The organism is Gordonia alkaliphila (assembly GCF_039542465.1).
GTDB classification, from domain to species: Bacteria; Actinomycetota; Actinomycetes; order Mycobacteriales; family Mycobacteriaceae; genus Gordonia; species Gordonia alkaliphila.
The window spans coordinates 120,563-146,559 of the sequence record NZ_BAABIE010000003.1 but is presented as its reverse complement, the minus strand read 5'-3'; the positions used below and the strand labels follow the sequence as shown (position 1 = coordinate 146,559).

Annotated in this window: 29 protein-coding genes, 1 tRNA gene and 1 pseudogene; 15 read left to right on the top strand and 16 right to left on the bottom strand. The window is 68.5% G+C overall.

Annotated features, from left to right (window positions below):
• Positions 1 to 4: 4 nt before the first annotated feature.
• The 3 genes from glfT1 to wzm are packed head-to-tail and all read right to left on the bottom strand — an operon-like array spanning position 5 to position 2,606.
• Positions 5 to 919 carry a galactofuranosyltransferase GlfT1 gene (gene glfT1 / locus ABD989_RS04565; protein WP_246993413.1) on the bottom strand — a complete coding sequence of 305 codons (915 nt, stop codon included), beginning with the start codon at positions 917 to 919 and terminating at the stop codon, positions 5 to 7.
• The gene (gene wzt / locus ABD989_RS04560) at positions 916 to 1,731 is read right to left on the bottom strand and encodes a galactan export ABC transporter ATP-binding subunit Wzt/RfbE (RefSeq protein WP_246993415.1); all 816 of its coding nucleotides are present in this window, start codon (positions 1,729 to 1,731) and stop codon (positions 916 to 918) included. The genes glfT1 and wzt overlap by 4 nt, the downstream gene beginning before the upstream one ends.
• A gap of 8 nt (positions 1,732 to 1,739) precedes the next feature.
• Entirely contained in the window at positions 1,740 to 2,606 is an 867-nt protein-coding gene (wzm, locus tag ABD989_RS04555) for a galactan export ABC transporter permease subunit Wzm/RfbD (protein ID WP_345312594.1), read from the bottom strand.
• A gap of 109 nt (positions 2,607 to 2,715) precedes the next feature.
• Between wzm and ABD989_RS04550 the strand changes: the two genes are divergently transcribed.
• Entirely contained in the window at positions 2,716 to 3,909 is a 1,194-nt protein-coding gene (locus ABD989_RS04550; RefSeq protein WP_345312593.1) for an aminotransferase class V-fold PLP-dependent enzyme, read from the top strand.
• Positions 3,910 to 4,023: 114 nt separating this feature from the next.
• Positions 4,024 to 4,536 (top strand): MarR family winged helix-turn-helix transcriptional regulator, encoded by a 513-nt coding sequence (locus tag ABD989_RS04545; RefSeq protein WP_345312592.1) that lies wholly within the window; start codon positions 4,024 to 4,026, stop codon positions 4,534 to 4,536.
• 9 nt (positions 4,537 to 4,545) lie between these two features.
• Here ABD989_RS04545 and ABD989_RS04540 read toward each other — a convergent pair whose 3' ends face one another.
• A complete protein-coding gene (locus ABD989_RS04540; RefSeq protein WP_345312591.1) occupies positions 4,546 to 5,514 on the bottom strand; it encodes an NAD(P)H-quinone oxidoreductase in 969 nt (322 codons plus the stop codon).
• 150 nt (positions 5,515 to 5,664) lie between these two features.
• On the opposite strand from ABD989_RS04540, the gene ABD989_RS04535 reads away from it, so the two are divergent.
• Positions 5,665 to 5,749, top strand: a tRNA-Ser gene (locus ABD989_RS04535).
• A gap of 102 nt (positions 5,750 to 5,851) precedes the next feature.
• Here the strand turns inward: ABD989_RS04535 and ABD989_RS04530 are convergent.
• The 4 genes from ABD989_RS04530 to ABD989_RS04515 form a co-directional block, all read right to left on the bottom strand.
• A complete protein-coding gene (locus ABD989_RS04530; RefSeq protein WP_345312590.1) occupies positions 5,852 to 6,508 on the bottom strand; it encodes an ABC transporter ATP-binding protein in 657 nt (218 codons plus the stop codon).
• Entirely contained in the window at positions 6,505 to 7,590 is a 1,086-nt protein-coding gene (locus ABD989_RS04525; protein ID WP_345312716.1) for an ABC transporter permease, read from the bottom strand. Before ABD989_RS04525 ends, ABD989_RS04530 begins: the two co-directional genes overlap by 4 nt.
• A gap of 77 nt (positions 7,591 to 7,667) precedes the next feature.
• On the bottom strand, positions 7,668 to 8,243 hold the full coding sequence (locus ABD989_RS04520; RefSeq protein ID WP_246993424.1) for a TetR/AcrR family transcriptional regulator: 576 nt from the start codon (positions 8,241 to 8,243) through the stop codon (positions 7,668 to 7,670).
• Positions 8,244 to 8,320: 77 nt separating this feature from the next.
• Positions 8,321 to 8,554 carry a VIT1/CCC1 transporter family protein gene (locus ABD989_RS04515; protein WP_246993426.1) on the bottom strand — a complete coding sequence of 78 codons (234 nt, stop codon included), beginning with the start codon at positions 8,552 to 8,554 and terminating at the stop codon, positions 8,321 to 8,323.
• A 390-nt stretch (positions 8,555 to 8,944) separates the two neighbouring features.
• Between ABD989_RS04515 and ABD989_RS04510 the strand changes: the two are divergent.
• A pseudogene (locus ABD989_RS04510) lies at positions 8,945 to 9,121 on the top strand (Rho termination factor N-terminal domain-containing protein); the annotation flags it as partial.
• A 122-nt stretch (positions 9,122 to 9,243) separates the two neighbouring features.
• Here the strand turns inward: ABD989_RS04510 and ABD989_RS04505 are convergent.
• Complete coding sequence (locus tag ABD989_RS04505) at positions 9,244 to 9,774, bottom strand: Dps family protein (RefSeq protein WP_345312589.1); 531 nt, start codon at positions 9,772 to 9,774, stop codon at positions 9,244 to 9,246.
• Positions 9,775 to 9,972: 198 nt separating this feature from the next.
• Positions 9,973 to 10,212 (bottom strand): ANTAR domain-containing protein, encoded by a 240-nt coding sequence (locus ABD989_RS04500; RefSeq protein WP_425556478.1) that lies wholly within the window; start codon positions 10,210 to 10,212, stop codon positions 9,973 to 9,975.
• A gap of 271 nt (positions 10,213 to 10,483) precedes the next feature.
• On the opposite strand from ABD989_RS04500, the gene ABD989_RS04495 reads away from it, so the two are divergent.
• A complete protein-coding gene (locus ABD989_RS04495; protein WP_308221339.1) occupies positions 10,484 to 11,095 on the top strand; it encodes a response regulator transcription factor in 612 nt (203 codons plus the stop codon).
• A gap of 7 nt (positions 11,096 to 11,102) precedes the next feature.
• On the opposite strand, the gene ABD989_RS04490 is transcribed toward ABD989_RS04495, so the two are convergent.
• Positions 11,103 to 12,020, bottom strand: coding sequence for a LysR family transcriptional regulator (locus tag ABD989_RS04490; protein ID WP_345312587.1), 918 nt, complete (start codon positions 12,018 to 12,020; stop codon positions 11,103 to 11,105).
• A gap of 93 nt (positions 12,021 to 12,113) precedes the next feature.
• On the opposite strand from ABD989_RS04490, the gene ABD989_RS04485 reads away from it, so the two are divergent.
• From ABD989_RS04485 to ABD989_RS04475, 3 genes are read left to right on the top strand one after another with little or no spacing between them, the layout of a single operon-like run.
• Positions 12,114 to 13,127, top strand: coding sequence for a YeiH family protein (locus ABD989_RS04485; RefSeq protein ID WP_345312586.1), 1,014 nt, complete (start codon positions 12,114 to 12,116; stop codon positions 13,125 to 13,127).
• Between the two features lie 21 nt (positions 13,128 to 13,148).
• Positions 13,149 to 14,075 (top strand): D-isomer specific 2-hydroxyacid dehydrogenase family protein, encoded by a 927-nt coding sequence (locus ABD989_RS04480; RefSeq protein ID WP_345312585.1) that lies wholly within the window; start codon positions 13,149 to 13,151, stop codon positions 14,073 to 14,075.
• A 47-nt stretch (positions 14,076 to 14,122) separates the two neighbouring features.
• Entirely contained in the window at positions 14,123 to 15,064 is a 942-nt protein-coding gene (locus tag ABD989_RS04475) for a DUF1214 domain-containing protein (protein WP_345312584.1), read from the top strand.
• Positions 15,065 to 15,083: 19 nt separating this feature from the next.
• Here ABD989_RS04475 and ABD989_RS04470 read toward each other — a convergent pair whose 3' ends face one another.
• From ABD989_RS04470 to ABD989_RS04460, 3 genes are all read right to left on the bottom strand, one after another.
• Positions 15,084 to 15,506 carry a DUF779 domain-containing protein gene (locus ABD989_RS04470; RefSeq protein WP_246993441.1) on the bottom strand — a complete coding sequence of 141 codons (423 nt, stop codon included), beginning with the start codon at positions 15,504 to 15,506 and terminating at the stop codon, positions 15,084 to 15,086.
• A 132-nt stretch (positions 15,507 to 15,638) separates the two neighbouring features.
• The gene (gene exaC, locus ABD989_RS04465; protein ID WP_345312583.1) at positions 15,639 to 17,162 is read right to left on the bottom strand and encodes an acetaldehyde dehydrogenase ExaC; all 1,524 of its coding nucleotides are present in this window, start codon (positions 17,160 to 17,162) and stop codon (positions 15,639 to 15,641) included.
• Between the two features lie 140 nt (positions 17,163 to 17,302).
• On the bottom strand, positions 17,303 to 18,598 hold the full coding sequence (locus ABD989_RS04460; RefSeq protein ID WP_345312582.1) for a helix-turn-helix domain-containing protein: 1,296 nt from the start codon (positions 18,596 to 18,598) through the stop codon (positions 17,303 to 17,305).
• A 214-nt stretch (positions 18,599 to 18,812) separates the two neighbouring features.
• Between ABD989_RS04460 and ABD989_RS04455 the strand changes: the two genes are divergently transcribed.
• The 6 genes from ABD989_RS04455 to ABD989_RS04430 all read left to right on the top strand — a co-directional run bounded on the left by ABD989_RS04455 (position 18,813) and on the right by ABD989_RS04430 (position 23,321).
• The gene (locus ABD989_RS04455; protein WP_345312715.1) at positions 18,813 to 19,538 is read left to right on the top strand and encodes a LysR family substrate-binding domain-containing protein; all 726 of its coding nucleotides are present in this window, start codon (positions 18,813 to 18,815) and stop codon (positions 19,536 to 19,538) included.
• 130 nt (positions 19,539 to 19,668) lie between these two features.
• Positions 19,669 to 19,896, top strand: a complete 228-nt coding sequence (locus ABD989_RS04450) for a hypothetical protein (RefSeq protein ID WP_345312714.1) — start codon at positions 19,669 to 19,671, stop codon at positions 19,894 to 19,896.
• A gap of 38 nt (positions 19,897 to 19,934) precedes the next feature.
• Entirely contained in the window at positions 19,935 to 20,090 is a 156-nt protein-coding gene (locus ABD989_RS04445; protein ID WP_345312581.1) for a hypothetical protein, read from the top strand.
• Positions 20,091 to 20,248: 158 nt separating this feature from the next.
• Positions 20,249 to 21,412: an acyltransferase family protein gene (locus ABD989_RS04440; protein WP_345312580.1), complete on the top strand. Its 1,164-nt coding sequence runs from the start codon at positions 20,249 to 20,251 to the stop codon at positions 21,410 to 21,412.
• A 132-nt stretch (positions 21,413 to 21,544) separates the two neighbouring features.
• Positions 21,545 to 21,922, top strand: a complete 378-nt coding sequence (locus ABD989_RS04435; protein WP_345312579.1) for a hypothetical protein — start codon at positions 21,545 to 21,547, stop codon at positions 21,920 to 21,922.
• Positions 21,923 to 22,100: 178 nt separating this feature from the next.
• Positions 22,101 to 23,321, top strand: a complete 1,221-nt coding sequence (locus ABD989_RS04430) for an AAA family ATPase (protein WP_345312578.1) — start codon at positions 22,101 to 22,103, stop codon at positions 23,319 to 23,321.
• 23 nt (positions 23,322 to 23,344) lie between these two features.
• On the opposite strand, the gene ABD989_RS04425 is transcribed toward ABD989_RS04430, so the two are convergent.
• On the bottom strand, positions 23,345 to 23,785 hold the full coding sequence (locus ABD989_RS04425) for an acyl-CoA thioesterase (RefSeq protein WP_345312577.1): 441 nt from the start codon (positions 23,783 to 23,785) through the stop codon (positions 23,345 to 23,347).
• 95 nt (positions 23,786 to 23,880) lie between these two features.
• Here ABD989_RS04425 and ABD989_RS04420 point away from each other — a divergent pair, with 95 nt between their 5' ends.
• Positions 23,881 to 24,870 carry an alpha/beta hydrolase gene (locus ABD989_RS04420; protein ID WP_345312576.1) on the top strand — a complete coding sequence of 330 codons (990 nt, stop codon included), beginning with the start codon at positions 23,881 to 23,883 and terminating at the stop codon, positions 24,868 to 24,870.
• Here ABD989_RS04420 and hisC read toward each other — a convergent pair whose 3' ends face one another.
• On the bottom strand, positions 24,871 to 25,929 hold the full coding sequence (hisC, locus tag ABD989_RS04415) for a histidinol-phosphate transaminase (RefSeq protein ID WP_345312575.1): 1,059 nt from the start codon (positions 25,927 to 25,929) through the stop codon (positions 24,871 to 24,873).
• Between the last annotated feature and the right edge of the window lie 68 nt (positions 25,930 to 25,997).

Genomic DNA, 25,997 nt, shown 5'->3' with positions numbered 1-25,997 from the left:
GTGCTCACCCTTGGCCTGGGCCGCCGAATCGTTCGTTGCGGCCCAGGCGCCGCAGTCGCAGCCATTCCCGGAAGCCGGCGACGTCGCGTTGCTGCACTAGGAAGTACCAGCCGAAACGGGCGTATTCCTGCGGCAGCAGCTTACGCATGCCCGGCTGGTTCATCAGGTAGCCGCGGTTGCGGTAGGTGAAGTAGCGCTTGGTCTCGTTGTCCGGGTACTGGGTGTGCATGCGTCCTCCGAGGATCGGCCGGAACTCGTCGCTCCCGTCGGGGTGCAGGTACGCGGTGGTCAGGCAGGTGCCGAACGGGATCCCCGAGCGGGCCAGACGTCGATGCATCTCCACCTCGTCGCCGCGGACGAACAAGCGCAGGTCAGGGACGCCGATGCGATCGAGGGTGGCGGCGGCGAACAGGGCGCCGTTCATCAGGGAGGCGATGTCGGGCAGGAGGTCGTCGGTCTGCGTCTCACCGTCGGCGAACAGTTCGCTGCGACGACGACGCCACACCAGGCCGCGGCGCAGCGGGAAGGCCAGGGCGTCGGGCTCGTCGATGTTCACCACCACCGGGGAGACCTGGCCGAGGCCGTGCCGATGCGCGCAGCTCAGCAGCGTCGACAGCACCTGCGGACCCTCCGGGCGGCCGTCGTCGTCGGCGCACCACACCCAGTCGGCGCCCAGCGCCAATGCGTGCAGCATGCCGAGCGCGAAGCCGCCGGCGCCGCCCAGATTGTGCTGGGACGGCAGATACGTCGTGGAGATCGACTGCGCGGCGACCAGTTCGGCCACCTCCGGTTCGGCGGCGTTGTCGACCACGATCAGGTGATCCAGCGGCCGATCCTGGGCGCACAGCACTTGAAGCGACTCGGCCAGCAGTTCCCGACGCCGATGCGTCACGACGACGCCGATGATGCGTTCACTCATGCGTCGGTCTCCGACGACTTGCCCAACTCGGTCAGCACCTTGCGGACCTGCGCGGCGGACTCGGGTCCCTGGTAGGCGCCCACCACCTCTTCGATGCCGCCGTCCATGCGGATCTGGCCGTGGTCGATCCACAGCGCGCGGTCGCACAGCTGCGCCAGGAACTCGTTGGAGTGGCTGGCGAAGACCAGGATGCCCGAGCGCTCCACCAGCGCCTGCAGGCGGACGCGGGCCTTCTTCATGAATTCGGCGTCGACGGCGCCGATGCCCTCGTCGAGGATCAGGATCTCGGGGTCGATGCTGGTCACCACGCCCAGGGCCAGGCGCACGCGCATACCGGTGGAGTAGGTGCGGAGCGGCATCTCCAGGTATTCGCCCAGTTCGGAGAACTCGGCGATCTCATCGGTCTTGGCCAGCATCTGCTTGCGGGACATGCCCAGGAACATGCCGCGGATGAGGATGTTCTCGTAGCCGGAGATCTCCGGGTCCATGCCCACGCCGAGGTCGAAGACCGGGGCCACCCGGCCCTTCACCTGGCAGCTGCCGCGCGTGGGCTCGTAGATGCCGCTGAGCAGGCGCAGCAGCGTCGACTTGCCTGCGCCGTTGTGGCCCACCAGGCCCACGCGGTCGCCGTGCTTGAGATGCAGATTGATGTCGCGCAACGCCTCGACCACCACGGTGCGCGAGTTGTTGGCGCCGATCACGCCGCCGGCCGCGCCGATGACGGCCTTCTTCAGCGAGCGGGTCTTGGCGTCGAAGATGGGGAAGTCGACGCAGGCGTCCCAGGTGTCGACCCGGATTTCCGAATTTGCCACGGGTACTCCTAAACCCAGTACGCCACGCGGGCGCGGTAGTTACGCATCACCACGAGTGCAGCGGCCAGGCCGACGGCGGTGCAGCCGATGACCACCCACCAGTGGTAGGCGGCGACGGATTCGCCCATCAGCGGGCCGCGGGCGATCTCCAGGTAGTGGTACATCGGATTGAGCTCCACCAGACGCATGCGCCCGGAAACCCGTTCGCCCTGATCGCCGGTGAAGGTGTTGGTGGACCAGATGATCGGCGTCAGGAAGAACACCAGGTTCACCGCGGTCTTCAGCAGCTCGCCGATGTCGCGGAAACGAGTGGAGAGGACGCCGAACACGATCGTCACCCACACGGCGTTGAGCACGAACAGGCCGATCGCCGGAATTACCAGCAGCGCAGTCCAGTTCAGCGGCTGCGGGAACAGGATCAGGATGACGACGTAGATGACGATGTTGTGGGCGAAGATGATCAGCTGTCGCCACACGATGCGGTACACGTGCACGCTGATCGGCGCGGGCAGCTGTTTGATCAGGCCCTCGTTGGTGGAGAACACCACCGAGCCGTCGAGGATCGAATTGGAGATGAAGTTCCAGAAGATGAAGCCGAGCGCGACGTACGGGAGGAACCAGTTGAGGTCCTGGCCGAACAGTTCGCCGTACAGCAGGCCCATCGCGAACGCGGTGACGCCGGTGGCGATGGTGATCCACAGCGGGCCGAGCACCGAGCGCTTGTAGCGCTGCTTGATGTCGGTCCAGCCCAGGTGCAGCCACAGTTCCGAGTCGCGGAAGCCGTCGACGAGGTCCTTGAGGCCCCGGCGGAAGGTCCGCGAGTCCGAGATGGGCGGGGCCGGGGGAATATCGTCGTCGAGGTTTGCCACTGACACAACGGTTGACGATACAGGCGATGAGCTGACGGTCCGCTTCGGCAAGGTGCGGGGCGCTGTGTGCGGACAACGTTCATTATCGTCGGGCGCACTGTCTATCGTGTGGTGCATGCCCTTCGACGTCGCCTCGGTGCGGGGACTGTTCCCCACTCTCGGAGACGGGTGGATCCATCTCGACGTTCAGGCCGGGCAGCAGGTTCCCGATGCGGTGGCCAGCGCGATGAGCACCGGGCTCCGAGCCCTCCCGGTGGATCCGCGCGGGGCGTATCCGCAGGCGCTCGCCGCCGCCGAGGTGGAGCAGAATGCGCGCCGCGCCCTCGCTGATCTGCTCGACGCCGATCCGGCCGCGGTGGTCCTCGGGCCGTCGCGCAGCGTCTTGGTGACGGCGTTGGCCGATGCCATGTCGGCGGCGGACTGGGACGGCGAAGTGATCTGCTCCCGGCTGGACGACGAGGAGAACATCGTCCCGTGGCTGCGGGGTGCGCGGGCACACGGCGCGAGCGTCCGCTGGGCCGAGCTCGACATCTCCGACGGAACTCTGCCGGAATGGCAGTACGCGGACCTCGTGAACGCGCGCACCAAAGTGATCGCGGTGACGTTGGCCTCATCGGTTACCGGCGCGATCGTCGACGTCGCCCAGATCGCGAACTACGCCCGCGACTCGGGGGCGCTCCTCGTGGTCGACGCCTCCTCAGCGGCGCCGTACGTCCGGATGTCGATGGCCGAACTCGGCGCCGACGTGGTGCTCCTGAGCCCGGCGCGCTGGGGCGGCCCGCGGATGGCGGCCATGGTCTTCGCCGACCCGGCACGCCTGGAGTCGTTGACCCGCGTGTCGATGGACCCACGAAGCACCGGGCCTCGCCGATTGGAAGCCGAACCCATGCCGGCCTCGCTGCTCACCGGTGTGGTGGCGTCGGTGGAACACCTGGCCGGACTCGACCCGTCGGCCGACGGTAAACGCCGTCGTCGTCTGACCACCTCGTTGGACAGCACCTACGACTACGTGCAGCGCCTCACGCACTACCTGGTGAACTCGCTGACGCAGCTCGGCCGCGTCCACGTCGTCGGCGCCGACACGCACCGCATTCCGGCGGTCAGCTTCGTGGTCGACGGCGTGTCGGCGGCGAAAGTCGCGCAACGACTGGCCGACAACGGCATCAGCGCGCTCTCGGATGTGCCGAGTCGGGCATTGACCAGGATCGGGGCTACCGACGTCGGCGGAGCGGTCACCGTGGGCCTGGGACCGTACGCACTGCCGTACGAGATCGATCAGCTCGCCCGGGTCCTTGGTTCGTTCGGGTGAATTTCGGTGAGAAACGATGTTTTCAGGCTCTACTAACTGTAGTTAATAATCCTTTTCGGTACTGTATGACCAGCGCGTTTTTGTTGCGTTGACGTTTTGCGGGGAGGGAATGACTTGGCCGAGCAGGGGAATGTCGGTGGTGTCACGGACCGGGGCGTCTTGTCGTCGGTGCAGCATCAGCAGTGGCGTGATTTCGCGGAGGCCGGGTGGGACCTTTACCACGAGGTTCGTCGGCGTACAGATGAGGCGTCGTTTCTGACGCATTCGGAGTGGCGCCTGCTCGACGCGCTGTCGAGGTCGCCGCGGCTGCGTATCTCCGATCTCGCGGAGCGCACGCATATCGGCATGAGCACCGTGTCTCGCCAGGTGAGCCGTCTGATCGGCGCCGGGTTCATCGAGGTCGCCGTAGGCGCTCGCGGGGACGCACGGCAGAAGTGGGTCTGCATCACTCCCGAGGGGCGGGCGGCGCAGCTGCCGATCGACGCTGCGCGCGACCGAGCCGCGCAGGCCCTGGTCTTCGACGTGCTGTCCCCGGCGGAGATGGAGGACCTCGTCGGCATGATGCGACGCGTGGGCGACCGCGTCGCCGCCGCCGACCGCATCGCCGCTGTCGACGCGGACGCCTGAACGGGGTGCTTACCCGCTGACCTCCAGCAGGATCTTGCCGATCGCCGAACCGTCGACCAGTCGGTCGAGCGCGGTTCCGGCTTCCGCCAGCGGGTAGACCGTGTCGATCACCGGGCGCACCGCACCGGCCGCGATCAGCGGCCAGGTCCCCTCCAGCGTGGCCGCGACCACTTCGGCTTTCGAGCCGGGGCCGGAGGCGGGTCGGGCGCGGAGGGTGGTGCCCATGATCGTCGCGCGCTTTGCCAGCACCTTGCCCAGATCGAGCTCGCCCTTGCGCCCGCCGAGCATGCCGATCACCACCAGGCGACCGTCCTTCGCGAGTACGTCGATGTTGCGCGGGAGGTACTGGGCGCCCACCACGTCGAGGATCACGTCGGCGCCGCCGTGCGGTTTGAGTGCGGCGACGAAGTCCTCGTAGCTGTAGTCGATGAGGATGTCCGCGCCGAGTTCGCCGCAGCGGGCCAGCTTCTCCGGGTTGCGCGCGGTGACCGCCACCGTGGCGCCGTAAGCCTTCGCGACCTGGATCGCGTGGGTGCCGATGCCGCTGGATCCGCCGTGAATGAGCAGCATCTCGCCCGGCTGCAGGTGCGCGGCGGTGAAGACGTTCGACATCACCGTGCAGGCCACCTCGGGCAGGGCCGCGGCATCGCGCACGCTCACCCCGTCGGGCACCGGCAGCAGTTGTGCCGCGGGCACCGCGACCTTCTCGGCGAAGCCACCGCCGGACAGCAGTGCGCACACCGGGTCGCCGATCGCCCACCCCGCCACGTCCGCGCCGAGGGCCGCGATGTGCCCGGAGACCTCCAGCCCGAGGATCTCCGACGTGCCGGGCGGTGGCGGATAGAAGCCGGACCGTTGCAGCACGTCGGCGCGATTCACGCCGGCGGCGACCACCGCGATCACCACCTCGTCCGCGGCCGGCGTCGGATCGGGAACCTGCGTCAACTGCAGCTGCTCGCTGCCGGTGATGGCGTACATGCCCTCGAGTCTTCCAGCGCTGGGCGGGGGCGTCGAGGGATAGCGGAAGTTCGGCCTCGTGCGCGGGATCGGAGCGGAGACCGGTTCGCCGAGGTCCCGGGGTCTGGGTTCGGGTCGGACCGCGACCTCGTACGATGGTCGAGGCACCAGGGAAGCGTGGCAGAGCGGCCGAATGCACTCGCCTTGAAAGCGAGCGTCTGTAAAAGGACCGGGGGTTCAAATCCCTCCGCTTCCGCAGCAGGTCAGGGGCGATTCTCGAGAAACCGCCCCTGACCTCATGTCAGTACCTGCGCGATCGGCAGGTACACCGCGGCAGCCGGTCGAAGCCCGGCGGCGATCAGCCTGCGACGAGGGGAACCACGCGGTCCGCGGCGGCGACCACCTCGGGGTCGTGTGTTGCGACGACGGTGACGCATCCGGACTCGGCGGTCACCCGGTTGATCAGCTCGACGATCTGCCCGGCCTGGCTGCGATCCACCGCGGCGGTCGGCTCGTCGACCAGCAGCAGCGAGGGGCGGTGGACCATCGCGCGGGCGATCGCCACCCGCTGTCGCTGCCCGCCGGACAGGTGCTCCGGTCGGGTCTTGAGGTGGGTCGACATGCCGACTTCCTCGAGCAGTTCTTCCGCGCGCGAGCGCACCTGCGAGGGGCGCTTACCGGAGATGACGCCCATCGCGACCACCTGGTCGAGCACGGTGAGCCCGGGGAACAGGTTTCCGGATTGGAAGACGTAACCGATGTGCGTGCGACGCAACCGGTCGCCTGCGCGGGTCGAGAGAGCGCTGACGTCGGTGTCGTCGAGCGTGACGGTCCCGGAGTCGGGGTGCCGCAGGATCCCGCAGACGCCCAGCAACGTCGACTTGCCCGAGCCCGACGGTCCCACGATCGCGGTGACCTGCCTGTCCGCGAAGGTCTCCGTGAAGCCGTCGAGGATCGGCAGCGGGTCGTCGCCGGAACGGTATTCGACGGTGACATCGCGAAGGTCGAGGCTCATCGGGAGGCTCCCAGCATGGTCAAGGGGTCGGCGGTGACGACCCAGCGGAGGGTGACGGCGGATCCGACCAGCGAGGCCGCGATCACCGCGAGTGTGGTGGTCGCCAGCGAGGCGAAGGGGAGGTCGAACGGCACGGCGTCGCCGAGGAGGAGGCCCAGTCCGTAGGCGACGGCCGATCCGATGATCGTCGACAGGCCGACCACCACGGTGGCCTGCGCGAGAGTGGCGCCGATGAGTGACCACCGGGACACGCCGAGCGCCCGCTGGAGGGCGTACACGCCCTGGCGCTGCAGGATCCAGACCGCGAAGAAGGCCGCGACGATCAGCGGCGCGATCACGTAGAGGAACGCCAGGATCGAGTTCATCGTGAGGCGCTCGCCCGAGTAGCCGGGGGCGGCCTCGAGCATCGTGGTCTCCGGCGAGACGGTGGTCGCGCCGACGGTCGCCGGGGGATTGCCGCCCAGGATCGCGATCGCTGCAGCGGTGCCGCGCTGGCGGTCGTTCAGGTCGGTGGTGCCGTACCGGACCGTGCGCCAGGTCTCCAGTGACGTGTACGCGGCGGGGACGTGGCCGTATGAGGTCGGTTCCACGGTGCCGACCACGCGCAGCACCACGTCGGTGTTGTCGACGGTGATCTCGTCACCGATCGTGATGCCCTCGTCGAGCAGTTTGGTGGAGACGACGATCTCGCCGGGTGCGGTGCCCAGACGTTCGCCGGCCTCGGCGGCCGGGGTCAGCGGACCCTCCGGGTTCACGCCGATCACTGCGAGGTCGGCCACCGAGCCCGAGTCGGTCTCGCCGTGGGCCATGGTGATGCCGAACGGCGTCGAGTCGACGTCGGGGAGGTCATGCCATGCCTGGACGTCCGTGGCGGAGATCGTGCTCCGGTTGAAGTCGTTGGCGCCGTCGGCGAACGCCACCGACTTCGCGTTCATGGCCCGCAATGCGGACACCGTGTCGTTGCCGAGGCCGATTGTGAATCCGGAGACCATACCGACGAGTGCCGCGACGAGCGCCACCACCAGTCCGATCATTGCGAAGCGGCCCCAGGCCGCTCGCAGTTCGCGCAATGCGATGAACACTGCCACTCCCATCTATTGAGACACCCTGTCGCGACCAGACGGTACAGCGTTGCGACAGGGTGTCTCAAAAGGGGAGGTCAGGGGTTGACGATGGCGGCCGCGGCGCCGCACATGAAGTCGATGACCTCATCGGCGGGTGCGTCGGGTCCCACCAGTGGCAACGAGGAATTCACCAGGGCGTCGATCGCCGTGATGATCAGGTCCGGCCGCGGCGCGTCGAGCTGTGCGACGGTGTCGTGCAGGACCGCGGAGATCTGCTCGTGCATCTCGACGATTCGACGTCGAGCCGACTCGGACAGACGAGCCCGCGAGAGCGAACTCTGCAACATGTGCTCGCCGCTGGCGGCGAGTGTCAGGTTGCTGCGAACGTAGGCGACGACGCCGGCGCGCGCGTCGGGAGCGTCGTCGACCGCGGCCGCCACGGCCGCCGCCCAATCGGTGAATCCCTGCGCCACGACCAGGTCGACGAGATCGTCCACCGACGAGACGTACCGGTAGATGCTGTTGCGCGCAATACCGGCCTCGGCGGCCACCGACGCGGCCGTCAGCTTGCGTTCGCCGCCGCTGAGGAGAATGCGCTTGGTCCCTTCCATTAGCGATGACAGGACTTCCTCGCGGTGTTCGGCGAGAGTGTCGGCGCTGATCTTGGGCACGTCTTCCTCGGGCTTTCCGTACGCTGGCGGCGGGGTGGGCCGCCGAGTGGTCGCGGCATGCATCCTACTGGCGGTCACTACATGAGCACGTCGCCGAGGGCGTAGGTCAGAGCCAGCATGCCGAGGCCGAGGCAGAGGCCGCGGAGGATGGCGAAGGCGACGCGGTAGTGACCGCGCGGGGAGAAGACGACGGCGGTCACGGTCAGCGACACCCCGGCGATGGTCAGCGTCAGCCAGGACCGGAAGTCGAATGGGGCCAGGATCTGCAGCAGGACCGGCAGGACGAACAGCCCTGGCCTGCACCGATCCAAGAACCACCCTCGAAAATCAGCTCAGGAGGTCCAACTCAGGTCGGAAGTCGAAACGGGGCCAGGATCGGCAGCAGGACCGGCAGGACGGCGCCGAGGAGGAAGGCCGCCGCGTCGGTCTGTCCGACGAAGCCGTCTCCGCGCGGGTGTACCAACGATTGAAGGCGGTGTTGATGTTTGTCCCGGCCCGACCCGCCAGGACTGCGACTCGGTCCTCGTTCTCGCCCAGAGGAGCGAATCCGGAGCACCAGAAGACGTCGCCGAGGCGATCCGGCCTGCACGGCGGCTCGATGCCTTCGACGCATATATGCCAGAGGCTGTGGTCTTGTTGGTGGCCACTTGCCCACCCACGAAGGATCAACAGTGCGCTCCACCACTACTCGAGACGTGACCCGCAGCGGTGGCCGTCGGCCCTCCGGGACCAGCCATGGCGGGGTCGACGCGGAGGCCAGCAAGAAACACCTGATGGAAGTCGCTCGCGATCTGGACATCCGCGGACGCTCCACGATGCGAAAAGCCGAGCTCGTCGATGCGATCGAGCGGGCCAACCGGAAGGCCTCGCGGAAGTAGGACCCGTCGCGTGCGCCCGGCAGCAGGTCGGCGGGGTAGCGGTGCGAGACGACGGTCGACCGGAATGAACCGGTCGGCCGTCGTCGTTTCGATGTCGGAAGGTGACTGCCCGCGGAGCGCGGTCAGCGGGCGGTGGCCGCGGCCCCGCTCTCGGTGCCCTGGGCGGCATGCGGCACCCTGCCGCTCGGATCTTCCAGGTGGGCCCGCATGAACCACTGGAACTTTTCCAGTTCGCCGGTCTGACCGATGAGGATGTCTTCGGATACCGGGTCGATCTTGCCCGCCTCTTCGATCGCGCTGCGGTGGGAGCCGATCACGCCCTCGTAGACCACGTCGAGCGCGGCGAGGTGAGCGTTCACCGTGTCACGGCCGAGACTGTAGTCGTCCCACGTGCGGTCTCGTTCGATCGCGGTGGGGGTGCCCGCGGGCGAGCCGCCGAGCGCGGCGATGCGCTCGGCGAGCACATCGGCGTAACCGCGCACCGTTTCCACCTGCGGATCGATCATCTGGTGGACACCGATGAAGGTGGGTCCCACCACGTTCCAGTGCACATGCTTGAGCGTCAGATGCAGGTCGTTCAGAGCGCTGAGCCGGTTCTGCAGGAGCTCCATCAAGCGGTTGGCGTTATGCTTTTCGATTCCTGATGTAGCCATGCCTGTTCTCCTTGCGTTGAGTGGCGAGTGGAGATCGCCGTGCGCGATCCCGCTCCATCGGTTACCCGGCGCGGTGACGATCAAACATGCTCGGCCGGCGCCCCGGCTATTGGAGCAGGTCGCCGAGCGCCATCGTGCGCGGCCTCGGATCTGCAGCAGCACCGCCGAGGCGTTCCCAGTCCGTTCCCTCCGGCGTCCTCAGCGGCGCTGTACGTCCTCGTGCGCGCCGTGCACGATCCGATCGAAACTCGAGCGCGCCTCCGACGGGAGATCGACGTCGGAGATGCGGGCCTCGATGGCTGCGGCCAGAGCATAGAGCTTCACGTTCGATTCCTGTGAGCGCCAGACGAGGAGGTCGAAGGCTTGCTGCGGGGTGAGTCGATAGGCGAACATCAAGGCGCCTTTGACTCGCTCGATCGTCGCCCGCCGGCGGGCCACCTCGCCGGCGGGCCACCTCGTCGGCGTCCATCGCGTCGGCGGGCTCGGCGGAGCTGCAGGTGCCGGGGGCAGCGGCCAAGCCGCTCGGTGGGTTGGCGACGTGTTCTCCGCGCAATCGCGACCTCCTGCTCCGGGTGAGCGACGGGACTGTCGCCGATGACATCGACCTTAAGTGCGTCGAGGGTTAGGAGGCTCACCCCTACGGGTGTATTCATGGGGGTTACGGTTGGATATGGGACCGATCCGGGTGGCACTCATCGATGACTACGACGTGGTGGTGCGCGGCCTGGAAACCATGCTACGGCGCTACACGGACCGGGTGAGCGTCCAGGCGCTGTCAACCTCGGGCGAGATTTTCGACGACGTCGACATCGCGCTGTACGACTCGTTCGCCAACCCGCCCGCCGATCACCAGATCATCGCTGACCTTGCCGCGAACGGGCACGTCGGGAAGGTGGTGGTCTATTCCTGGGATGCGTCGGAACCGATCGCCGGTGCCGCGCTGACCGCGGGCGCGGCGGGATTCATCTCCAAGCGACTGCCGGCTGCGAAACTCGTGGAGGCGCTGGAGAAGATCCACCTCGCCGAGGGCGCGCCGCAATCGTTCTCCGGCAGCAGCTCGACGGCGGCGCTGAACGTGGGCGACTGGCCGGGGCGCGAAGAAGGCCTCACACAACGGGAGGCCGAGGTGATCGCCCTGATCACGCAGGGTCTGAGCAACGCCGACATCGCGGCGCAGACCGGCCTGTCGATCAACTCGGTGAAGACCTACATACGGACCGGGTACCGTCGCATCGGCGTGACCACCCGGGCGCAAGCCGTCCTGTGGGGTGCACAGCATGGCTTCGTGCCCGACCGGCCACGCCGAGATCACCCCGCGTAGGGCATGATCAGCGACCGTGCTGGGCGATCCGCACGAGGTCGCCGGCCGGTCCGGCGAGTTGGGCGGGCGGCTGCCACACGGCGCGTAGGTCGCGCTCCACGCGGAGCCCGGGAACGTCGACGATCTGTACCGCGCCGGCGCGTACGGCGCCGTCGACGGCGAGAGTGCTGAGCACCGCGGGGCCGACGCCGCCGGCCACCGCGGTGGTGAGGGCGGCACTGCTGCCCAGTTCGAGGAGCGGTGCGGCGCGGGTGTGTCCTTCGAGCGCGGCGTCGAGCGTGTCGCGGGTGCCGGAGCCGGGTTCGCGGACCAGCAGCGGGGTCCCGGCCAGTTCGGACACCGAGAGGGGTTGGCGTCGTCGTGCCCACGGATGGTCCGGCGCGACGATCACCACCAGGCGGTCGCGGGCCACGACCGCGCTGTAGACGCCCTTGGGGAGGCTCGGGGTCTCGATGAAGCCCACATCGCAGCCACCGGCGCCGAGCAGTTCCAGTACCCCTGCGGAGTTCTGTACCTGCAGGTGCACCGTGGTCTCCGGGTGGTCGGCGCGGAACTCGCCGAGCCAGCGCGGCATCAGGTGTTCGGCCACGGACAGCGAGGCGGCGACGGTCAGCTCGGCGTTGCGGTCGTCGCGCAGGCCGTCGGCCACGTCGAGGAACTGTCGCGCCCCGGTCAGGGTTTCGCGAGCCCAATGCACCAGCACGGTGCCTTCGGCGGTCAGGCTGGAGCCGCTGGTGGTGCGCTCGAGGAGGACGACGTCGAGCTGTCGTTCCAAGCGGCCGATCGCGCGACTCGCATTGGGCTGCGCCATATGCAGATCGCGCGCAGCGGCGCTGAGGCTGCCGTGGTCGTCGACGCCGACGAGCAGCTCCAGCGCGGTGAGGTCGAGCGAACCGGGACGCACGATCGCGAGACTACTCGGCATGCCCATGCACCGATGGAGATAGATCAATTCGATATGTCCCCATGCTGACGCGGGGGCTTCTGCACGACGACGCCGCGGGCGAATCTGGTAACCATGACCCGCCAGCTCGAATCCGTGCAGCAAGCGCCGCCGTCGCCGCCCGCGACCGGACCGGTGCCCGGACTGCTCGTCTGCGCCCTCGCCACCGCTGTCGCGATGGGTGTGAACCGGTGGCTGCCGGTGGTCAGCCCCCTGCTGATCGCGATCGTGCTCGGCGCGATCCTCACCAACGTCGCCCCGCTCGGCCCGCGCTACGCCCCCGGCATGGCGATCGCGTCGCGGCCGCTGCTGCGCATCGGCATCGCGCTGCTCGGCCTCCAGTTGCTCTTCGGCGACATCCTCGGCCTCGGTGCCGGCGTGATCGCGGTGATCGTCTGCGTGGTGGTCTTCGGTATCGGCGGCATGCTGTGGGTGGGCGCCAAGCTGGGCCTGAGCCCCGCGCAACGACTGCTCATCGCGTGCGGCACCTCGATCTGCGGTGCGGCGGCGGTGGCCGCCGTCGACGGGGTGATCGACGCCGATGACGAGGACGGCGCCACCGCGATCGGCACCGTCGTGGTCTTCGGCACCATGCTCCTCGGCCTGCTTCCGCTGGCCGTGCACTTCCTGTCCCTCGGGCCGGAGATCGGCGGCATCTGGGTCGGCGCGTCCGTGCACGAGGTCGCCCAGGTGGTGGCGGCCGGCGGCATGATCGGCTCGGGCGCGCTGGCGGTCGCGGTGGTGGTCAAGCTCGGCCGCGTCCTCATGCTCGCCCCGGTGATGACCGTGATCAGCCTGCGTCAGCGGCGCCACGCCCCGGCAGGCAAGCGCCCGCCGCTGGTGCCGGTGTTCGTTCTCGGCTTCCTCGCCTGCGTCACCCTGCGCTCGGTGGGCGTGGTGCCCGACGGCGTGCTGCAGGTGGCCGGCTACGTCCAGGTGGCCCTGCTGAGCGCAGCGATGTTCGCCCTCGGCACCGGTGTCCGAATCAGCGCGCTGCGCGCCGTCGGACCCCGCCCGTTCGTGCTCGGCGCGATCGGCACCACCTGGGTCGTCGGCCTGGGTCTGGCCGGAGCGTTGCTGGTCGGCTGACTTCTCGCGTACACCTGAGCCATGAGCTCTGACGCCTCCGTCTCACTGCCCGTCGCGATCGAGCCCGACCAGGATCGGCATCTCGTCGCCGCGGTCGAAGCGGGCGGCGTCGTCGTCGTGCCGTTGCATGCGGCGCGTGCTCTCGTGTGGATCGGGTCGCCGGCCGACTTCCCGACGCTCGACGACACGATCGAGTGGGTGGCCCTCAAGACCGCCGGGATCGAAGGCTTCAAGGACGCGGGCGTGCTCGACGACCGGCGCCGCTGGACCAACGCCTCCGGTTTCTACGCCGCGGGCTGCGCCGAACACGCGCTCGCGCTGCTGCTCGCGGGTCTGCGGCAGATCGATACCAGTGTCCTGCTGGGCTGGAACGACGACGTGATCCCGCCCGCCGTGCGCACCCTGCGCGGCGCGACGGTGGCGATCATCGGCGCGGGCGGAATCGGCCGGGAACTAGCCCCACGACTGCGGGCCTGCGGTGCGACGGTGATCGCGGTGAACCGCTCCGGCCGTCCGGTCGACGGCGCCGACCGCACCGTCTCCGCCGAGCACACCGAGCAGGTCCTGGCCGAGACCGACCACGTGGTGCTGGCAGCGCCGTCGACCGCGGCTACCCGCCACCTCCTCAACGACCGCACGCTGGCCCTGCTGAAACCGCACAGCTGGGTGGTGAACGTGGCGCGCGGTCCGCTGATCGATCAAGACGCGCTCGGGCGGGCCCTGCGCGCGGGCACCATCGCCGGGGCGGCGCTCGACGTGACCGATCCGGAGCCGCCCGCCGCCGACGATCCGCTGTACGGCTATCCCAACCTGATCCTCACCCCGCACATCGCCAATCCGGCGCCGGGGCTGACCCGGGAGATGGCGCCGTGGCTCGCCGAGAACGTCCGACGATTCATCGCGGGTGCGGCGTTGCTGTCCGTCGTCGATCCGGCCGCCGACTACTGACGTCGAAGTCAGTAGTCGCGGGTTCGGCGTCGTGCCAAGATCTGACCATGAGCATTCGTGTGAACGTCGACAATTTCGTGCGCGCCGAGACCGGTCGCATGCTGGCCGATTTGCAGCGCAAGTCGGGAGGTGTGAACCGGTTCAACCATGAACGCGAGCCCGCCGACATCGCACACCAGCTGGTGATCCGCCTCAACCGCGACACGCTGTACAGCTTCGCCGCCGTCGACCTCAGCGAAGGCGCGACGCTGACCCTTCCCGAGCACGGCGAGCGGTACCTGTCGGCGATGGTGGTCAACGAGGACCACTTCATCAACGAGATCTTCCACGACGCCGGGACCTACGAGCTGACCCAGGAGCGGTTCGACACCCGGTACGTGGCGCTGGCGGTGCGCATCCTGGTGGACCCGGCCGATCCGGCCGACCTCGCCGCGGTGGCGGCGTTGCAGGATCAGCTCGCGGTGACGGCGGGGTCGTCGGTCCCGTTCGAACTGCCCGACTACGACACGCAGACCCTCGACGAGACCCGTCGCTCGCTGCTGGATCTGGCCCGCAACATGACCAATTTCGACGGGGCGTTCGGCACCCGCGACCAGGTGGATCCGATCCGCCACCTCATCGGCACCGCCGCCGGCTGGGGCGGTCTGCCGGTGAGCGAGGCCGTCTACGTCGGCGTCGATCCCCGCCTGCCGCACGGCAAGTACGAGCTGACCGTCGGCGCCGACGTCCCGGTCGACGGCTTCTGGTCGATCTCGGTCTACAACTCCGAGGGCTTCTTCGAGCCGAACGAGCGCGGCGCGTACACGGTCAACAACATCACCGGCGTCCGCAACGACGACGGCAGCGTCACCGTCCGGTTCGGCGACTACCCGGCCGACGTGCCCAACGCCATCCCGGTGACCGAGGGCTGGAACTACCTGATCCGGCTGTACCGCCCTCGGCCGGAGGTCACCGACGGGACCTGGACCTTCCCCCTGCTCGGGGAGTAGAACACGGGGCGCTAGCGGATCACACCGCCAGGTCGGCGCCGGTACGCGGCGGATCGGCGGCGAGCGCCGTGTTCTCGTCGTCGGAGAACGCCCGCGACCGAGACAGGAACCGGACCCCCTCGGGCGCTTCCAGCGAGAAGCCGGCGCCGCGGCCGGGCACCACGTCGAGGATCAGCTGGGTGTGCTTCCACAGCTCGAACTGGTCGCCGTTGATCCACACGCGCACCGTCGGCAGCGGATCGGGCAGGTCCAGTTCGCCGACGAGCACGTCGCGCTGGCCGATGCGGTATTCGCCCACCGGGTAACACATCGGGGCAGAACCGTCGCAACAGCCGCCCGACTGATGCATCATCAGCCCGCCGTGCAACTCGGTGAGCTTGGTCAACAGCTCCGTGGCCGCTTCGGTGGCCACCACCCGGTCGGGTGCAGAGTTCTCGCTCATCGTCGATCTCCCTCTCGCTTCACTCATTCGATTCGCTCGCAAAAATGGATAACGCGCCCCGGAGGTAACCACCTCCGGGGCGCGTTGCTGGGGACTGCACCGCGGGGCGCAGAGGGGGGTGAAGCGGAAGGCTTAGAAGAAGCCCTTCGGCTGACCCGAGTAGCCGACCAGGAGGGCCTTGGTCTGCTGGTAGTGCGAGAGCATCATCAGGTGGTTCTCGCGGCCGATACCGGACTGCTTGTAGCCACCGAAGGCCGCGTGCGCCGGGTAGTCGTGGTAGGTGTTGGTCCACACACGACCGGCCTGGATGTCGCGGCCGGCGCGGTAGGCGACGGTACCGTTACGGCTCCACACGCCGGCGCCGAGGCCGTACAGGGTGTCGTTGGCGATCCGGATGCCGTCCTCGTAGTCGCGGAAGCTGGTCACCGCGAGCACCGGACCGAAGATCTCCTCCTGGAAGATCCGCATGTCGTTGTTGCCGCGGAAGACGGTCGGCTTGATGTAGTAGCCGCCCGACAGGTCGCCGCCGAGATCTGCGGCCTCGCCGCCGATGAGCACCTCGGCGCCCTCGTCGCGACCGATGGTCAGGTACGACTGGATCTTTTCGTACTGATCGTTCGACGCCTGGGCACCCATCATGGTCTCGGTGTCGAGGGGGTTGCCCATCTTGATCTTGGAGACGCGGTCGACAGCCTTCTCCAGGAACGCGTCGTAGATGCCTTCCTGAATCAGGGCGCGACTCGGGCAGGTGCAGACCTCGCCCTGGTTGAGGGCGAACATCGCGAAGCCTTCGAGGGCGCGCTCGAGGAAGCCGTCCTCGGCGCTCATCACGTCGTCGAAGAACATGTTCGGGCTCTTGCCGCCCAACTCCAGGGTCACCGGGATCAGGTTCTCGGAGGCGTACTGCGAGATCAGGCGACCGGTGGTGGTCTCACCGGTGAAGGCGATCTTGCGGATCCGGTTGCTGGAGGCCAGCGGCTTGCCGGCCTCGACACCGAAGCCGTTGACCACGTTGATCACGCCGGCCGGGAGGACGTCGGTGAGCAGGCTCATCAGGTAAAGGATCGACGCCGGGGTCTGCTCGGCCGGCTTGAGGACCACGCAGTTGCCCGCGGCCAGCGCCGGGGCCAGCTTCCAGACGGCCATCAGGATCGGGAAGTTCCAGGGGATGATCTGGCCGACGACGCCCAGCGGCTCCTGGAAGTGGTACGCGACGGTGTCGTTGTCGATCTCGGAGATGCCGCCTTCCTGCGCGCGGATCACGCCGGCGAAGTAGCGGAAGTGGTCGATGGCCAGCGGGATGTCGGCGGCCAGGGTCTCGCGGACCGCCTTGCCGTTCTCCCAGCTCTCAGCCACCGCGATGGCCTCCAGGTTCGCCTCCATGGTGTCGGCGATCTTGTTCAGGACCTGGGCGCGGGCGGCGACGGTGGTCTTGCCCCAGGCGGGAGCGGCGGCGTGCGCGGCGTCCAGAGCCAGGTCGATGTCCTCAGCGGTGGAGCGGGCCACCTCGCAGAAGACCTTGCCGTCGATGGGCGACGGGTTCTCAAAATACTGGCCCTTGACTGGCGGGACCCACGCTCCGCCGATGAAATTGTCGTAGCGGGACTGGTAGCTCATCAGCGAGCCGTCGGTACCGGGCTTGGCGAAAACAGTCATCGCGAACTCCTTTGTGCGTGGGGTGGCTTGGCGATCAAGTCACCTGCGGTTGGTGATCTGGAACACACAGTAGATGCTACGTGGTTGCAGTCACGTTGCAACCGTGGTGACTAGGCTCCCACCTGCAACGACGCTCCGGGTCAGCCGAGTCCCAGACGACGATCCAATAGTCGCAAACGGCCGGTCGCCACGGCCCGTTCGGCACCGCCCGCCGGGAGGGCCTGCGCCAGGGCTCGCCAGGCCTCGGTGTCGTCGCGGCCGTGCGGCGACGACGTCCACGCCGTCAGCACCGCCGGATCGCCGGTGGCCACCACGCGCGAGCGGAGGTCTTCGCGCAGGTCTTCGAAGAGTTCGACGACGCCGGGCGCCGTCGACTCGGCCAGCAGCCCGCCGCGGCCGAGGGCGGTGATCGCCTCGGCGAGTGCACCGCGGGCGAGAAGTTCGCGGACGGTGCCGTAGTCGGACTGCAGGTCGACGGTGAGCCGGTAGGGACGGGCGGCGATCAGGTCGCCGAGGTCGCGCCGCAGGCGGGAGATCTCCGCGCGCACGGTCACCGCGCCGAGGTCGTCGTCGGATAGCAGCATGGCCAGTTGCTCGGTGCCCAGGCCTTCCGGATGGGTGCTGAGCAGCAGCAGGATCTCCGCGTGTCGCGGCGAGAGGGGCGCAGTGAGCCCGGTCGCCGGGGTCCAGCTGGGGGCGGTGAGCACGGTGAGTCGGTTGCCGGCCGTCTCGGGGACGACGGTGGTCGTGGACGGGCGCACGGCTGCTCGGGCCAGGTCGACGGCACCGTTCGGCAGGGTGGGCCGTCCGGCGAACCGCAGCTCGCGTTCCACGGCGGCCACCACCGACCGCACCGCCGCGAGTGCGAACGGAGCGGCGGCCGCGGAGCCGCCGGTCACGTCAATCACGCCGAGGAGTTCGCCGGTCAGCGGGTCGTGCACGGGGGCGGCGGCGCAGTTCCAGTCCTGCACCGAGCTGGCGAAGTGTTCCGGGCCGAGGATCTGCACGCCGCGGCCCAACGACAGGGCCAGGCCGGGGGCGTTGGTGCCGACCGTGTCCTCGCTCCACAGCGAGCCTTCGACGAAGTTGATGGCGGCGGCGCGATCGCGTGCGGTGCTGTCGCCCTCGATCCAGAGCAGCCGTCCCTCGCGGTCGGCGAGGGCCACCACCACGCCGGAGTCGGCGATGTCGTCGAGCATCAGGGACTGCACCAGTTCGCGGATCGCGGTGAGGCGATGCGCCTTGCGGTACTCCTCGAAGTCGGTGGGGGTGAGTATGGAGGCGGTCGGCTCGGCATCGACGGGGTCGATGCCGCGTTGCACGGAGCGAAGCCACGAGTCGGCCACCATGGTGCGAACGGCTTCGGCCGGCGGCTGGCCGGAGGTGAGGAGCTGTTCGTAAGCACGGCGGATGTGCGACATCGCGGCTTCTGCCATGGCGCCTCCGGTTGCGGCCCGCAGCGACCTGCGCGGGCGATTCGGTTCAACTCGACCTTGAGCTATACCTTCGATTCTGCATTCAGAGTGTGACCTCGGCAATAATCGTGGTGCGACCTGGCCGAATCGGGCCGGGCGGAGCAGGCGGGACGGTAGGCCGGTGACGGCAGAAGAGAGCGCGCAGGTCTTCCGGCTCGCGTATGTGCCCGGCGTGATGCCGGCCAAGTGGGTGCGGGTGTTCGAGGAACGTCGACCCGGCGTCGCCGTCGAGCTGGTGGACTGCCCGGCGGCCGACGTGGCCCGGCGGTTGCGCGCAGGTCTGGTCGACGCGGCATTGGCCCGCCCCGACGTCGGCGATGTGGACGGACTGTCGGTGATCCGGTTGTACGACGAGGTGCCCGTCGCAGTGGTGCCCAAGGATCACGTGTTCACCGCGGTCGACGAGGTGGCGGCCGCGGATCTGGCGGGCGAGCAGTACCTGCTGCCCGACGACGACGTCCTCGGCTGGACCGGCAACCCCGGCACCGTGATCGAACACCGCCCGGAGACCACCGCGGCCGCCGTGGAGTTGGTGGCCGCCGGGCTGGGCGTGCTGGTGGTGCCCATGTCGCTGGCGCGGCTTCACCATCGGCGTGACCTGACCTACCGCCCACTCGCCGACGGCCCGGCGGCCTCCGTCGGACTGCTGTGGGTCGCCGCAGCGGGCGACGCACCGACCCCGGAACTGGTGGAGGAGTTCATCGGCGTCGTCCGCGGTCGTCGGCCCGGTTCGTCGCGCGGTCAGAGCGAACCCGCGCCCAAGCGCTCGGCCAAGGAGAAGGCCGCGGCCCGGCGTGCGTCGTTGGAGGCCTCCGGCAAAGTGCCCCCGCGCCCGGCGAAGGGCGGCAAGTCGTCCGGCCGCTCGCAGCCCTCGAAAGGTCGACGCCGCACCGGCCGCTGACGCACTTCGCTGGTTGAGCGCTTCTTCGCGGGTTGAGCTTGTCGAAACTCCCGCGACCCGACCCATGTTTAGCCCTACCCCGGGACGGGTACTCCGGAGACTCACATAGGTGAGGAACCGGAAGGTGGCGATGACCATGCGGCGGCGCAGTAGCGGAATCATCGGCGTGCTCGTTCTGATTTGGCTCGTGATCGGTGTGGTCGCGGCCGTACAGCGCGACTACTTCAAGGAGTCGGACGCGACCTGCGCGACTGCGGGAACGATCGCGCTGACGATCGTCTCCGGACCACTGAACTATGCAGGCGTCAACCCGAAGGTCGACGACTGCAACGTCCAGATTCCGCAACCGAGCGAATGACCCCAATCGGCCGTGGGCCGCAGTGAAAGGAAAGCGAAATGATCCTTCTCGGAGTGATACTTCTGATCCTGGGCTGGCTCTTCTCGCTCGCGATCTTGACCTACATCGGCGTCGCGCTCGTCGTCATCGGAGCGGTGCTGTGGATCGCGGGCGCGATCGGTCGGCCGGTCGGCGGTCGAAAAGTCTGGTATTGACGCACCGACCGCAGGCCAGGTGAGGCGTCCACCGAGTCGCCGTCATCCACGGGCGTCGTGCCGCCCTTCGCGATTGGCAAAGGGCGGCACTGTCGTCGGTAATGGCCGGCACCGGCCTTGGATGTGTAGCCCCGGCATGACTGCGTCATGATGGGGCAGTGAAGTCCTCGCGCTCGGCACCGTTGACCGGGATCCGTGCGTTGGCGGCCCTGGCGGTCTGTCTGACCCACGCCGCGTTCTGGACCGGGCGCTACACCGACGACCTCGAGGGCCGCTTCTTCGCACGGTTCGAGATCGGGGTCGCGATCTTCTTCGTGCTGTCGGGCTTCCTGCTGTTCCGGCCGTGGGTGCGGGGGCTTCGACGAGCTCAGCCGACGGGACCTACGCAGTCAGCGGGACGGGCTCGGGTATCGGGCGACGCGGTGCTGCCGTCGACGAGTCGATACGCCTGGCACCGCTTCCGTCGAGTGGTGCCCGCGTACTGGATCACCGTGATCGCGGTGTACCTGATCTTCCTTGTGCGCGAAGACCCCGGCCAAACGGGGCATGGTTGGGGGAGCTTTCTCCGCAACATGACCTTCACGCAGGTCTACGGCTTCGGGCACCTGCGGACCGGGCTGAGCCAGATGTGGAGCATGGCCGCCGAGATGGCCTTCTACGTGGTGCTGCCGCTGGTGGCCTGGCCGATCGCCGTGCTGGTCTGCAAGCGTCGTTGGCGCCCGGACCTGCTTCTCGTGAGCCTCGGCGTGCTCGCCCTGATCTCGCCGGTGTGGACCATCGCGGTGCACGGCATGCCCGACGCCGATCCGACCGCGCGGCTGTGGCCGCCCGCCTTCGCGAGCTGGTTCGTCGGCGGAATGGCCCTGGCGGTGTTGGTGGAGCTGGTGCGCCGGTGGGACTGGCGGGTGTCGGTGCCGATCGCTGTTGGGGCCTTCCTTGTCTCGGCGGGCGCGTTCGCCGGCGGGCCGACCATCATCCCCGACGAGGCCGGACAGACCATCGTCAAACACTTCCTCTATCTCGTGGTCGCCTTGGGGCTGATCGGACCGCTGGCCGTCGGGCTCGGGTCCGACGACGCCCCCGACCCCTGGCGACGACTGCTCGGGTCGCGTCCGGTGGTGTGGTTCGGCGAGATCTCCTACGAGTTCTTCCTGGTCCACGTGATCGTGCTGGAGTTCGTGATGGGCTGGCTCGACTATCCGATCTTCACCGGCTCCACCGCACTGGCGTTCCTGACCACGGTGGCGGTCGCGACGCCGATCGCGTGGTTGCTGCACCTGCTGGTGGCCACCCCCGACGCCCGCGCCCGGGCCCGCTTGTGAGATCGGCGCACGAATCCCGAGGCCGTGCATTAGACGGAACTCATGTCTCTATCCTTTGGAAGGCTTTTGAGTGCGTCTTCGTTCGTATCACGAGTCGGCGGGCGGACGGAGACGACTAGGGTTGGTGGCCCCGTGAGCAGAGAGGTCAGCATGCATAGACCAGTGACTGTCGACGAGGTCAACGAGGCGATCGCAGGGCTCCTTCGCGGTGGCCCTGTGCCTCCGGGGCGCGCGCCGCAGCCGGTTCTGCCGACACCGAGCGAGGTGCTGGCACGACTGAGGCCGGAGGAGGACTTGGCGGCTTCGCGAGGACGTTCCGCAGACTTCGCGGAGGCGCGCGTCCGGCTCGCTAGTGGCGAGGCGACCGTGGGCGAGGACGGTTTGAAGTGGCTCGTCCTTGATCTGTCCGAGCTTCGTGAGGCTTTTACCGACGAGCGCGTCGCAGGCATTGCGGCGGCGTACGAGCGTGGCTGGAGCCAGGGCTGGGCGGACTTCGCCGAGGGCTGCTAGTCGTTGTTCTGTCGAACTGGGGTCCGCAGTGCGCGGGACCCCAGAACCGAGTGTTGCGTGCACGGCTCCCGCCTAAAGCTTGGAAATCCGATCGCAGTGGGCCAACCAGTCGGCTTCAGGGCCGTCAGCCGAAACTCGCGCATCGGTGCCGCGTCGGATGCGTCGGTAGGATGACTCCATGAACTCTGCAAGCGTGCCCGTGACCATGGCCGATCTGCGGCGATGGGCGCAAGAAGCGCGGTTGCCGGGGGATCCGCCGCCGCTGTCCGACGACGCCGCCCTCCTGATCGCCTCGGGGCACCTCTCGCCCGGTGGGCGCGCCCTGGTGGTGCGTCGGATGTCGATGGGCCTCCCGCTGCCGCGGCTGACCGGGTCGTACGGCGAACTGCGACGACTGCAGCACGCGATCCTGCACCTCGAACAGCAGCTCGCCACCGGGATGATCCCGAACGTGGTGGCGACCGTCCTGCGCACTCGGCTTTCCGGCATGACTCGTCGGCGCGAGGACGCGCGCCGCGTGGTGGTCGGCGGCAAGGGCGTCTTCGCCACCAGCACCCGAGCCATTCGTCGTGAACGGCGCGAGAACCTCTACCTGGAGATCGACGAGCGCGAAAAGCTCTTCACCGGTGTGCTCTACACCCCGGTCGCCAACCTGCCGGTCGGCGGCGGCGTGCGCCGGGCCGGGAGCGCCGCCGTGGATCGGATCGCCGGTTTCGTCGGCTCCCTCGCCGGTCGCAACGCCGCGCAGAACGTGGAGGAGTGGATCAACGAAGCCCTCGGCAGCGACGGGAAGCCGGCGCCGTCCGGCCGTGGCGGTGCCGACTTCAGCGATGGCTACGAAGCCTTGCAGTTCGTCGCCGGCCACTTCTACGACCGCATTCAACACAGTCCGGCATGGCGGTCGGACTTCTTCGAACTCCAGCGCTCGGCCGTGAACCTGCACGCCGAACTGGCCGAGATCGCCGCCGACGTCGTCACGCTGCGCACCCTGCGCGTCGATCTGGATCAGGCGCGGGCCAGCGGCGGCTACGACCAGGGTTTCGTCGAGCACCTGGATCAGCGCGAGGCCGCGCTGCGCCCGGTGTGGACCGAATTGCTCTCCCGCGTGCAGGCGCTCGTCGAGATCGCGCAGACCGTGGAATCGGCCTCCGCGGAACTGCGGATCCTCGACGAGTACGACCGGACGTCGACCCTCGACGCCCGCATCGATCATCTCGTCGCGCGCTCCGGCGACCGCGAACTCTCGGCCGACAACACCCGTCGCCTCTCCGAGCAGGTGCGCGCCGGCGAGGAACAGCTGCGCATCTACCGGGACGTGCTGCAGGGCAACATCGCCCGCATCGCGCCGCACCAGGCGCCGATGGAACTGCCCGAACGCTACGAACCCGGCCCGTCGTAGCCGCGGTCGGCCCCCCGGGGCGTTCAGGCTTCGGGGCGACCCCAGCTCTTGAGGTAGCCCTTCTCCACGTCGGTGAGCCGCCGCAAGGTGTGCGCCTCGATGTCGACCACCGCCATCTGCGTGCTGGCCACGCAGGCCGGACGCGAGTCGAGCGCGGCTTCGGCGCCGCGGATCTCGTAACCGATGGTGAAGTCGACGGACCGATGTCCCTTGATCCACATGCCGATCGACAGCGGGCTGTCGTGATGCCGGAGCTGCGCCTGATAGCGGATCTCCACGTGCACGATCATCGCGCTCTTGATCAGCGGCGCGTACTCCTCACCGGCGCTCAGCAGCCACTGGATGCGTGCTTCCTCCATCAGCGTCACCATGCGGGCGTGATTGATGTGGCCGAAGGCATCGGCGTCCGACCAGCGCACGGGGATGTGGGCGACGAAGGCGAACTGCGAGGCGGTGTCGGTCATGGGCGCAGTTTATGCCCCGTCGGATCGACGATTCTCAGGGAGAGATAAGTCTCGGTTTACCCCGCCGATACTTGCGGACGGTATCTTTGGCGACCATGCGCAAGCCGTCTCGTAGATTCGCCCTGACCGCCTTCACCACGGCTGCCCTGCTGGCCCCGATGATCGCGGTCGCGCCGGCCAAGGCGGCACCGAGCGGGGCGCACGTGGTGGAGAAGAAGCAGCGCGGCATGCACCGCACCGATCTCGAAATCAAGAGCGAAGCCATGAACGGCACCGTGCCGGTCACCGTGCTGTCGCCGGGCGGCGCGGCCCCCCGCGGCACCCTCTACATGCTCGACGGCGCCGACGCCGGTGAGAAGGTCAGCGACTGGATCACCAAGGGCGGGGCGGGCGAGTTCTTCGCCGGCCGCAACGTGAACGTCGTGCTCCCGGCCGGTGGCGCGGGCTCCTTCTATACCAACTGGATTCGCAAGGACGGCGAGCTCGGGAAGCCGCAGTGGGAGACCTTCCTGACCGAAGAACTGCCCAAGGTGATCGCCGCGCAGTTCGGCTCCAACGGCCGCAACGCGGTCATGGGCCTGTCGATGGGCGGTCAGTCCGCGTTCGCGCTGGCTTCCCGGCACCCCGAGCTGTACCGCGGCGTCGCCTCGCTGAGCGGTTGCCCGCCGGTGTCCGAGCCGGCCAACGAGGCGTACGTGCGGACCACCGTCGCCAAGGGCGGCGGCAACGCCGACAACATGTGGGGCCGCACCGGCAGCAAGCAGTGGAAGGCGCACGACCCGTCGCTGCGACTGGAAGCCCTCCGCGGCAAGGCCCTGTTCCTCAGCGCTGGTTCCGGCGCCGTCGGACCGCTGGATCTCACCGCGAAGCGGGACCCGAAGGAGGGGCCGGCCGACGCGCAGATCGCCGCCGGTTCGGCGCTCGAGGTGGGCGCCTACCGCTGCTCGCTGCAGTTCGCCGCCAAGCTGTCGTCCGAGGGCATCAACTTCACGCCCGGCTTCCGCCTGATCGGCACCCACAGCTGGGATTACTGGAAGCGCGACCTGCCCAACGCCTGGGCGACGCTGGGTCCGGCCATCTCCTGATCAGGACTTCCAGGACCGCGCGAACGACAGGAAGACGTCGTTCTCCGCGGGCACCGTGATGGTGACCCGGACGCCTTCGCCGGCGAACGGGCGCACCACCAGGCCGGCCTCGATGGCCGCGGTCGCGAACGCCGCGGCGTCGTCGCCCAACGCCAGCCAGACGAAATTGGCCTGAGAATCGCTCACCGGGTACCCGAGTGCGCGCAGTTCGTCGCTCACGCGATCGCGTTCGACGGTCACCGCGTCGGTGCGGGCCAGCAACTGGTCTTGGGCGCCGAGCGCGGCGATCGCGGCCGCCTGCGCGAGGCTGTTGACCGAGAACGGCACGTGCACCTTGCTGAGGGCGGCCACCACTGCGGGGTCGGCGACGGCATAACCGACGCGTAGTCCGGCCAAGCCGTACGCCTTCGAGAAGGTGCGCAGCACCACCAGATTGGGGAACTCGCGGCGCAGGGCCAGAGCGTCGACGGCGTGCGCCGCATCGGGGCGCACGTACTCGATGTAGGCCTCGTCGAGGGCGACGATGAGATCGCTCGGTACACGCTCCAGGAAGGTCCGCAGCGCTTCCGCCGACACGATGGTGCCCGTCGGGTTGTTCGGGTTGCACACGAAGATCAGGCGGGTGCGATCGGTGATCGCCGTGGCCATCGCCTCGAGGTCGTAGACGGCGTCGCCGGTCAACGGGACCTGCACCGGCGTCGCGCCGGCCACCCGGGTGGCCAACGGATAGGTCTCGAAGCTGCGCCAGCCGAACAGCACCTCGTCGCCCGGCCCGCTGGTGATGGTGATCAGGTTCTGGCAGAGCGTCACCGAGCCGTCGCCGGTCTGGATCTCGGCCGTCGTGACCCCCAACTTCACCGCCAGTGCCTCGGTGAGCGCCACCGCACCGTTGTCCGGGTAGCGGTTGATCCCGGTGGCCGCGGCGGTGATGGCCTCCACCACGGCGGGCAGGGGTGGCTCGGTCACCTCGTTACTCGCGAGCTTCAGAGCTCCGGGGAAGGTCTTGCCCGGCACGTAGGCGGGCAGCGAGTCGAGATCGGGGCGGATGCGCAGCGTCACAAGTATTGAATGTAGGCCGTGGAACCGCGCCGATTCACGTCGGGTCCAGGCGATTTGCCTCTGCGTCG

Bases quoted from the DNA above. Each gene is read 5' to 3' on its own strand.
- ABD989_RS04455 (WP_345312715.1), top strand. From the start codon at position 18,813: ATGCCGGCCAAGTGGGTGCGGGTGTTCGAGGAACGTCGACCCGGCGTC.
- ABD989_RS04420 (WP_345312576.1), top strand. From the start codon at position 23,881: ATGCGCAAGCCGTCTCGTAGATTCGCCCTGACCGCCTTCACCACGGCT.
- ABD989_RS04470 (WP_246993441.1), bottom strand. From the start codon at position 15,506: ATGAGCGAGAACTCTGCACCCGACCGGGTGGTGGCCACCGAAGCGGCC.
- ABD989_RS04450 (WP_345312714.1), top strand. From the start codon at position 19,669: ATGACCATGCGGCGGCGCAGTAGCGGAATCATCGGCGTGCTCGTTCTG.
- ABD989_RS04460 (WP_345312582.1), bottom strand. From the start codon at position 18,598: ATGGCAGAAGCCGCGATGTCGCACATCCGCCGTGCTTACGAACAGCTC.
- ABD989_RS04430 (WP_345312578.1), top strand. From the start codon at position 22,101: ATGAACTCTGCAAGCGTGCCCGTGACCATGGCCGATCTGCGGCGATGG.
- ABD989_RS04480 (WP_345312585.1), top strand. From the start codon at position 13,149: ATGAGCTCTGACGCCTCCGTCTCACTGCCCGTCGCGATCGAGCCCGAC.
- ABD989_RS04475 (WP_345312584.1), top strand. From the start codon at position 14,123: ATGAGCATTCGTGTGAACGTCGACAATTTCGTGCGCGCCGAGACCGGT.
- ABD989_RS04505 (WP_345312589.1), bottom strand. From the start codon at position 9,774: ATGGCTACATCAGGAATCGAAAAGCATAACGCCAACCGCTTGATGGAG.
- exaC (WP_345312583.1), bottom strand. From the start codon at position 17,162: ATGACTGTTTTCGCCAAGCCCGGTACCGACGGCTCGCTGATGAGCTAC.
- ABD989_RS04530 (WP_345312590.1), bottom strand. From the start codon at position 6,508: ATGAGCCTCGACCTTCGCGATGTCACCGTCGAATACCGTTCCGGCGAC.
- ABD989_RS04540 (WP_345312591.1), bottom strand. From the start codon at position 5,514: ATGTACGCCATCACCGGCAGCGAGCAGCTGCAGTTGACGCAGGTTCCC.
- ABD989_RS04425 (WP_345312577.1), bottom strand. From the start codon at position 23,785: ATGACCGACACCGCCTCGCAGTTCGCCTTCGTCGCCCACATCCCCGTG.
- ABD989_RS04485 (WP_345312586.1), top strand. From the start codon at position 12,114: ATGACCCGCCAGCTCGAATCCGTGCAGCAAGCGCCGCCGTCGCCGCCC.
- ABD989_RS04445 (WP_345312581.1), top strand. From the start codon at position 19,935: ATGATCCTTCTCGGAGTGATACTTCTGATCCTGGGCTGGCTCTTCTCG.
- ABD989_RS04490 (WP_345312587.1), bottom strand. From the start codon at position 12,020: ATGCCGAGTAGTCTCGCGATCGTGCGTCCCGGTTCGCTCGACCTCACC.
- glfT1 (WP_246993413.1), bottom strand. From the start codon at position 919: ATGAGTGAACGCATCATCGGCGTCGTCGTGACGCATCGGCGTCGGGAA.
- ABD989_RS04550 (WP_345312593.1), top strand. From the start codon at position 2,716: ATGCCCTTCGACGTCGCCTCGGTGCGGGGACTGTTCCCCACTCTCGGA.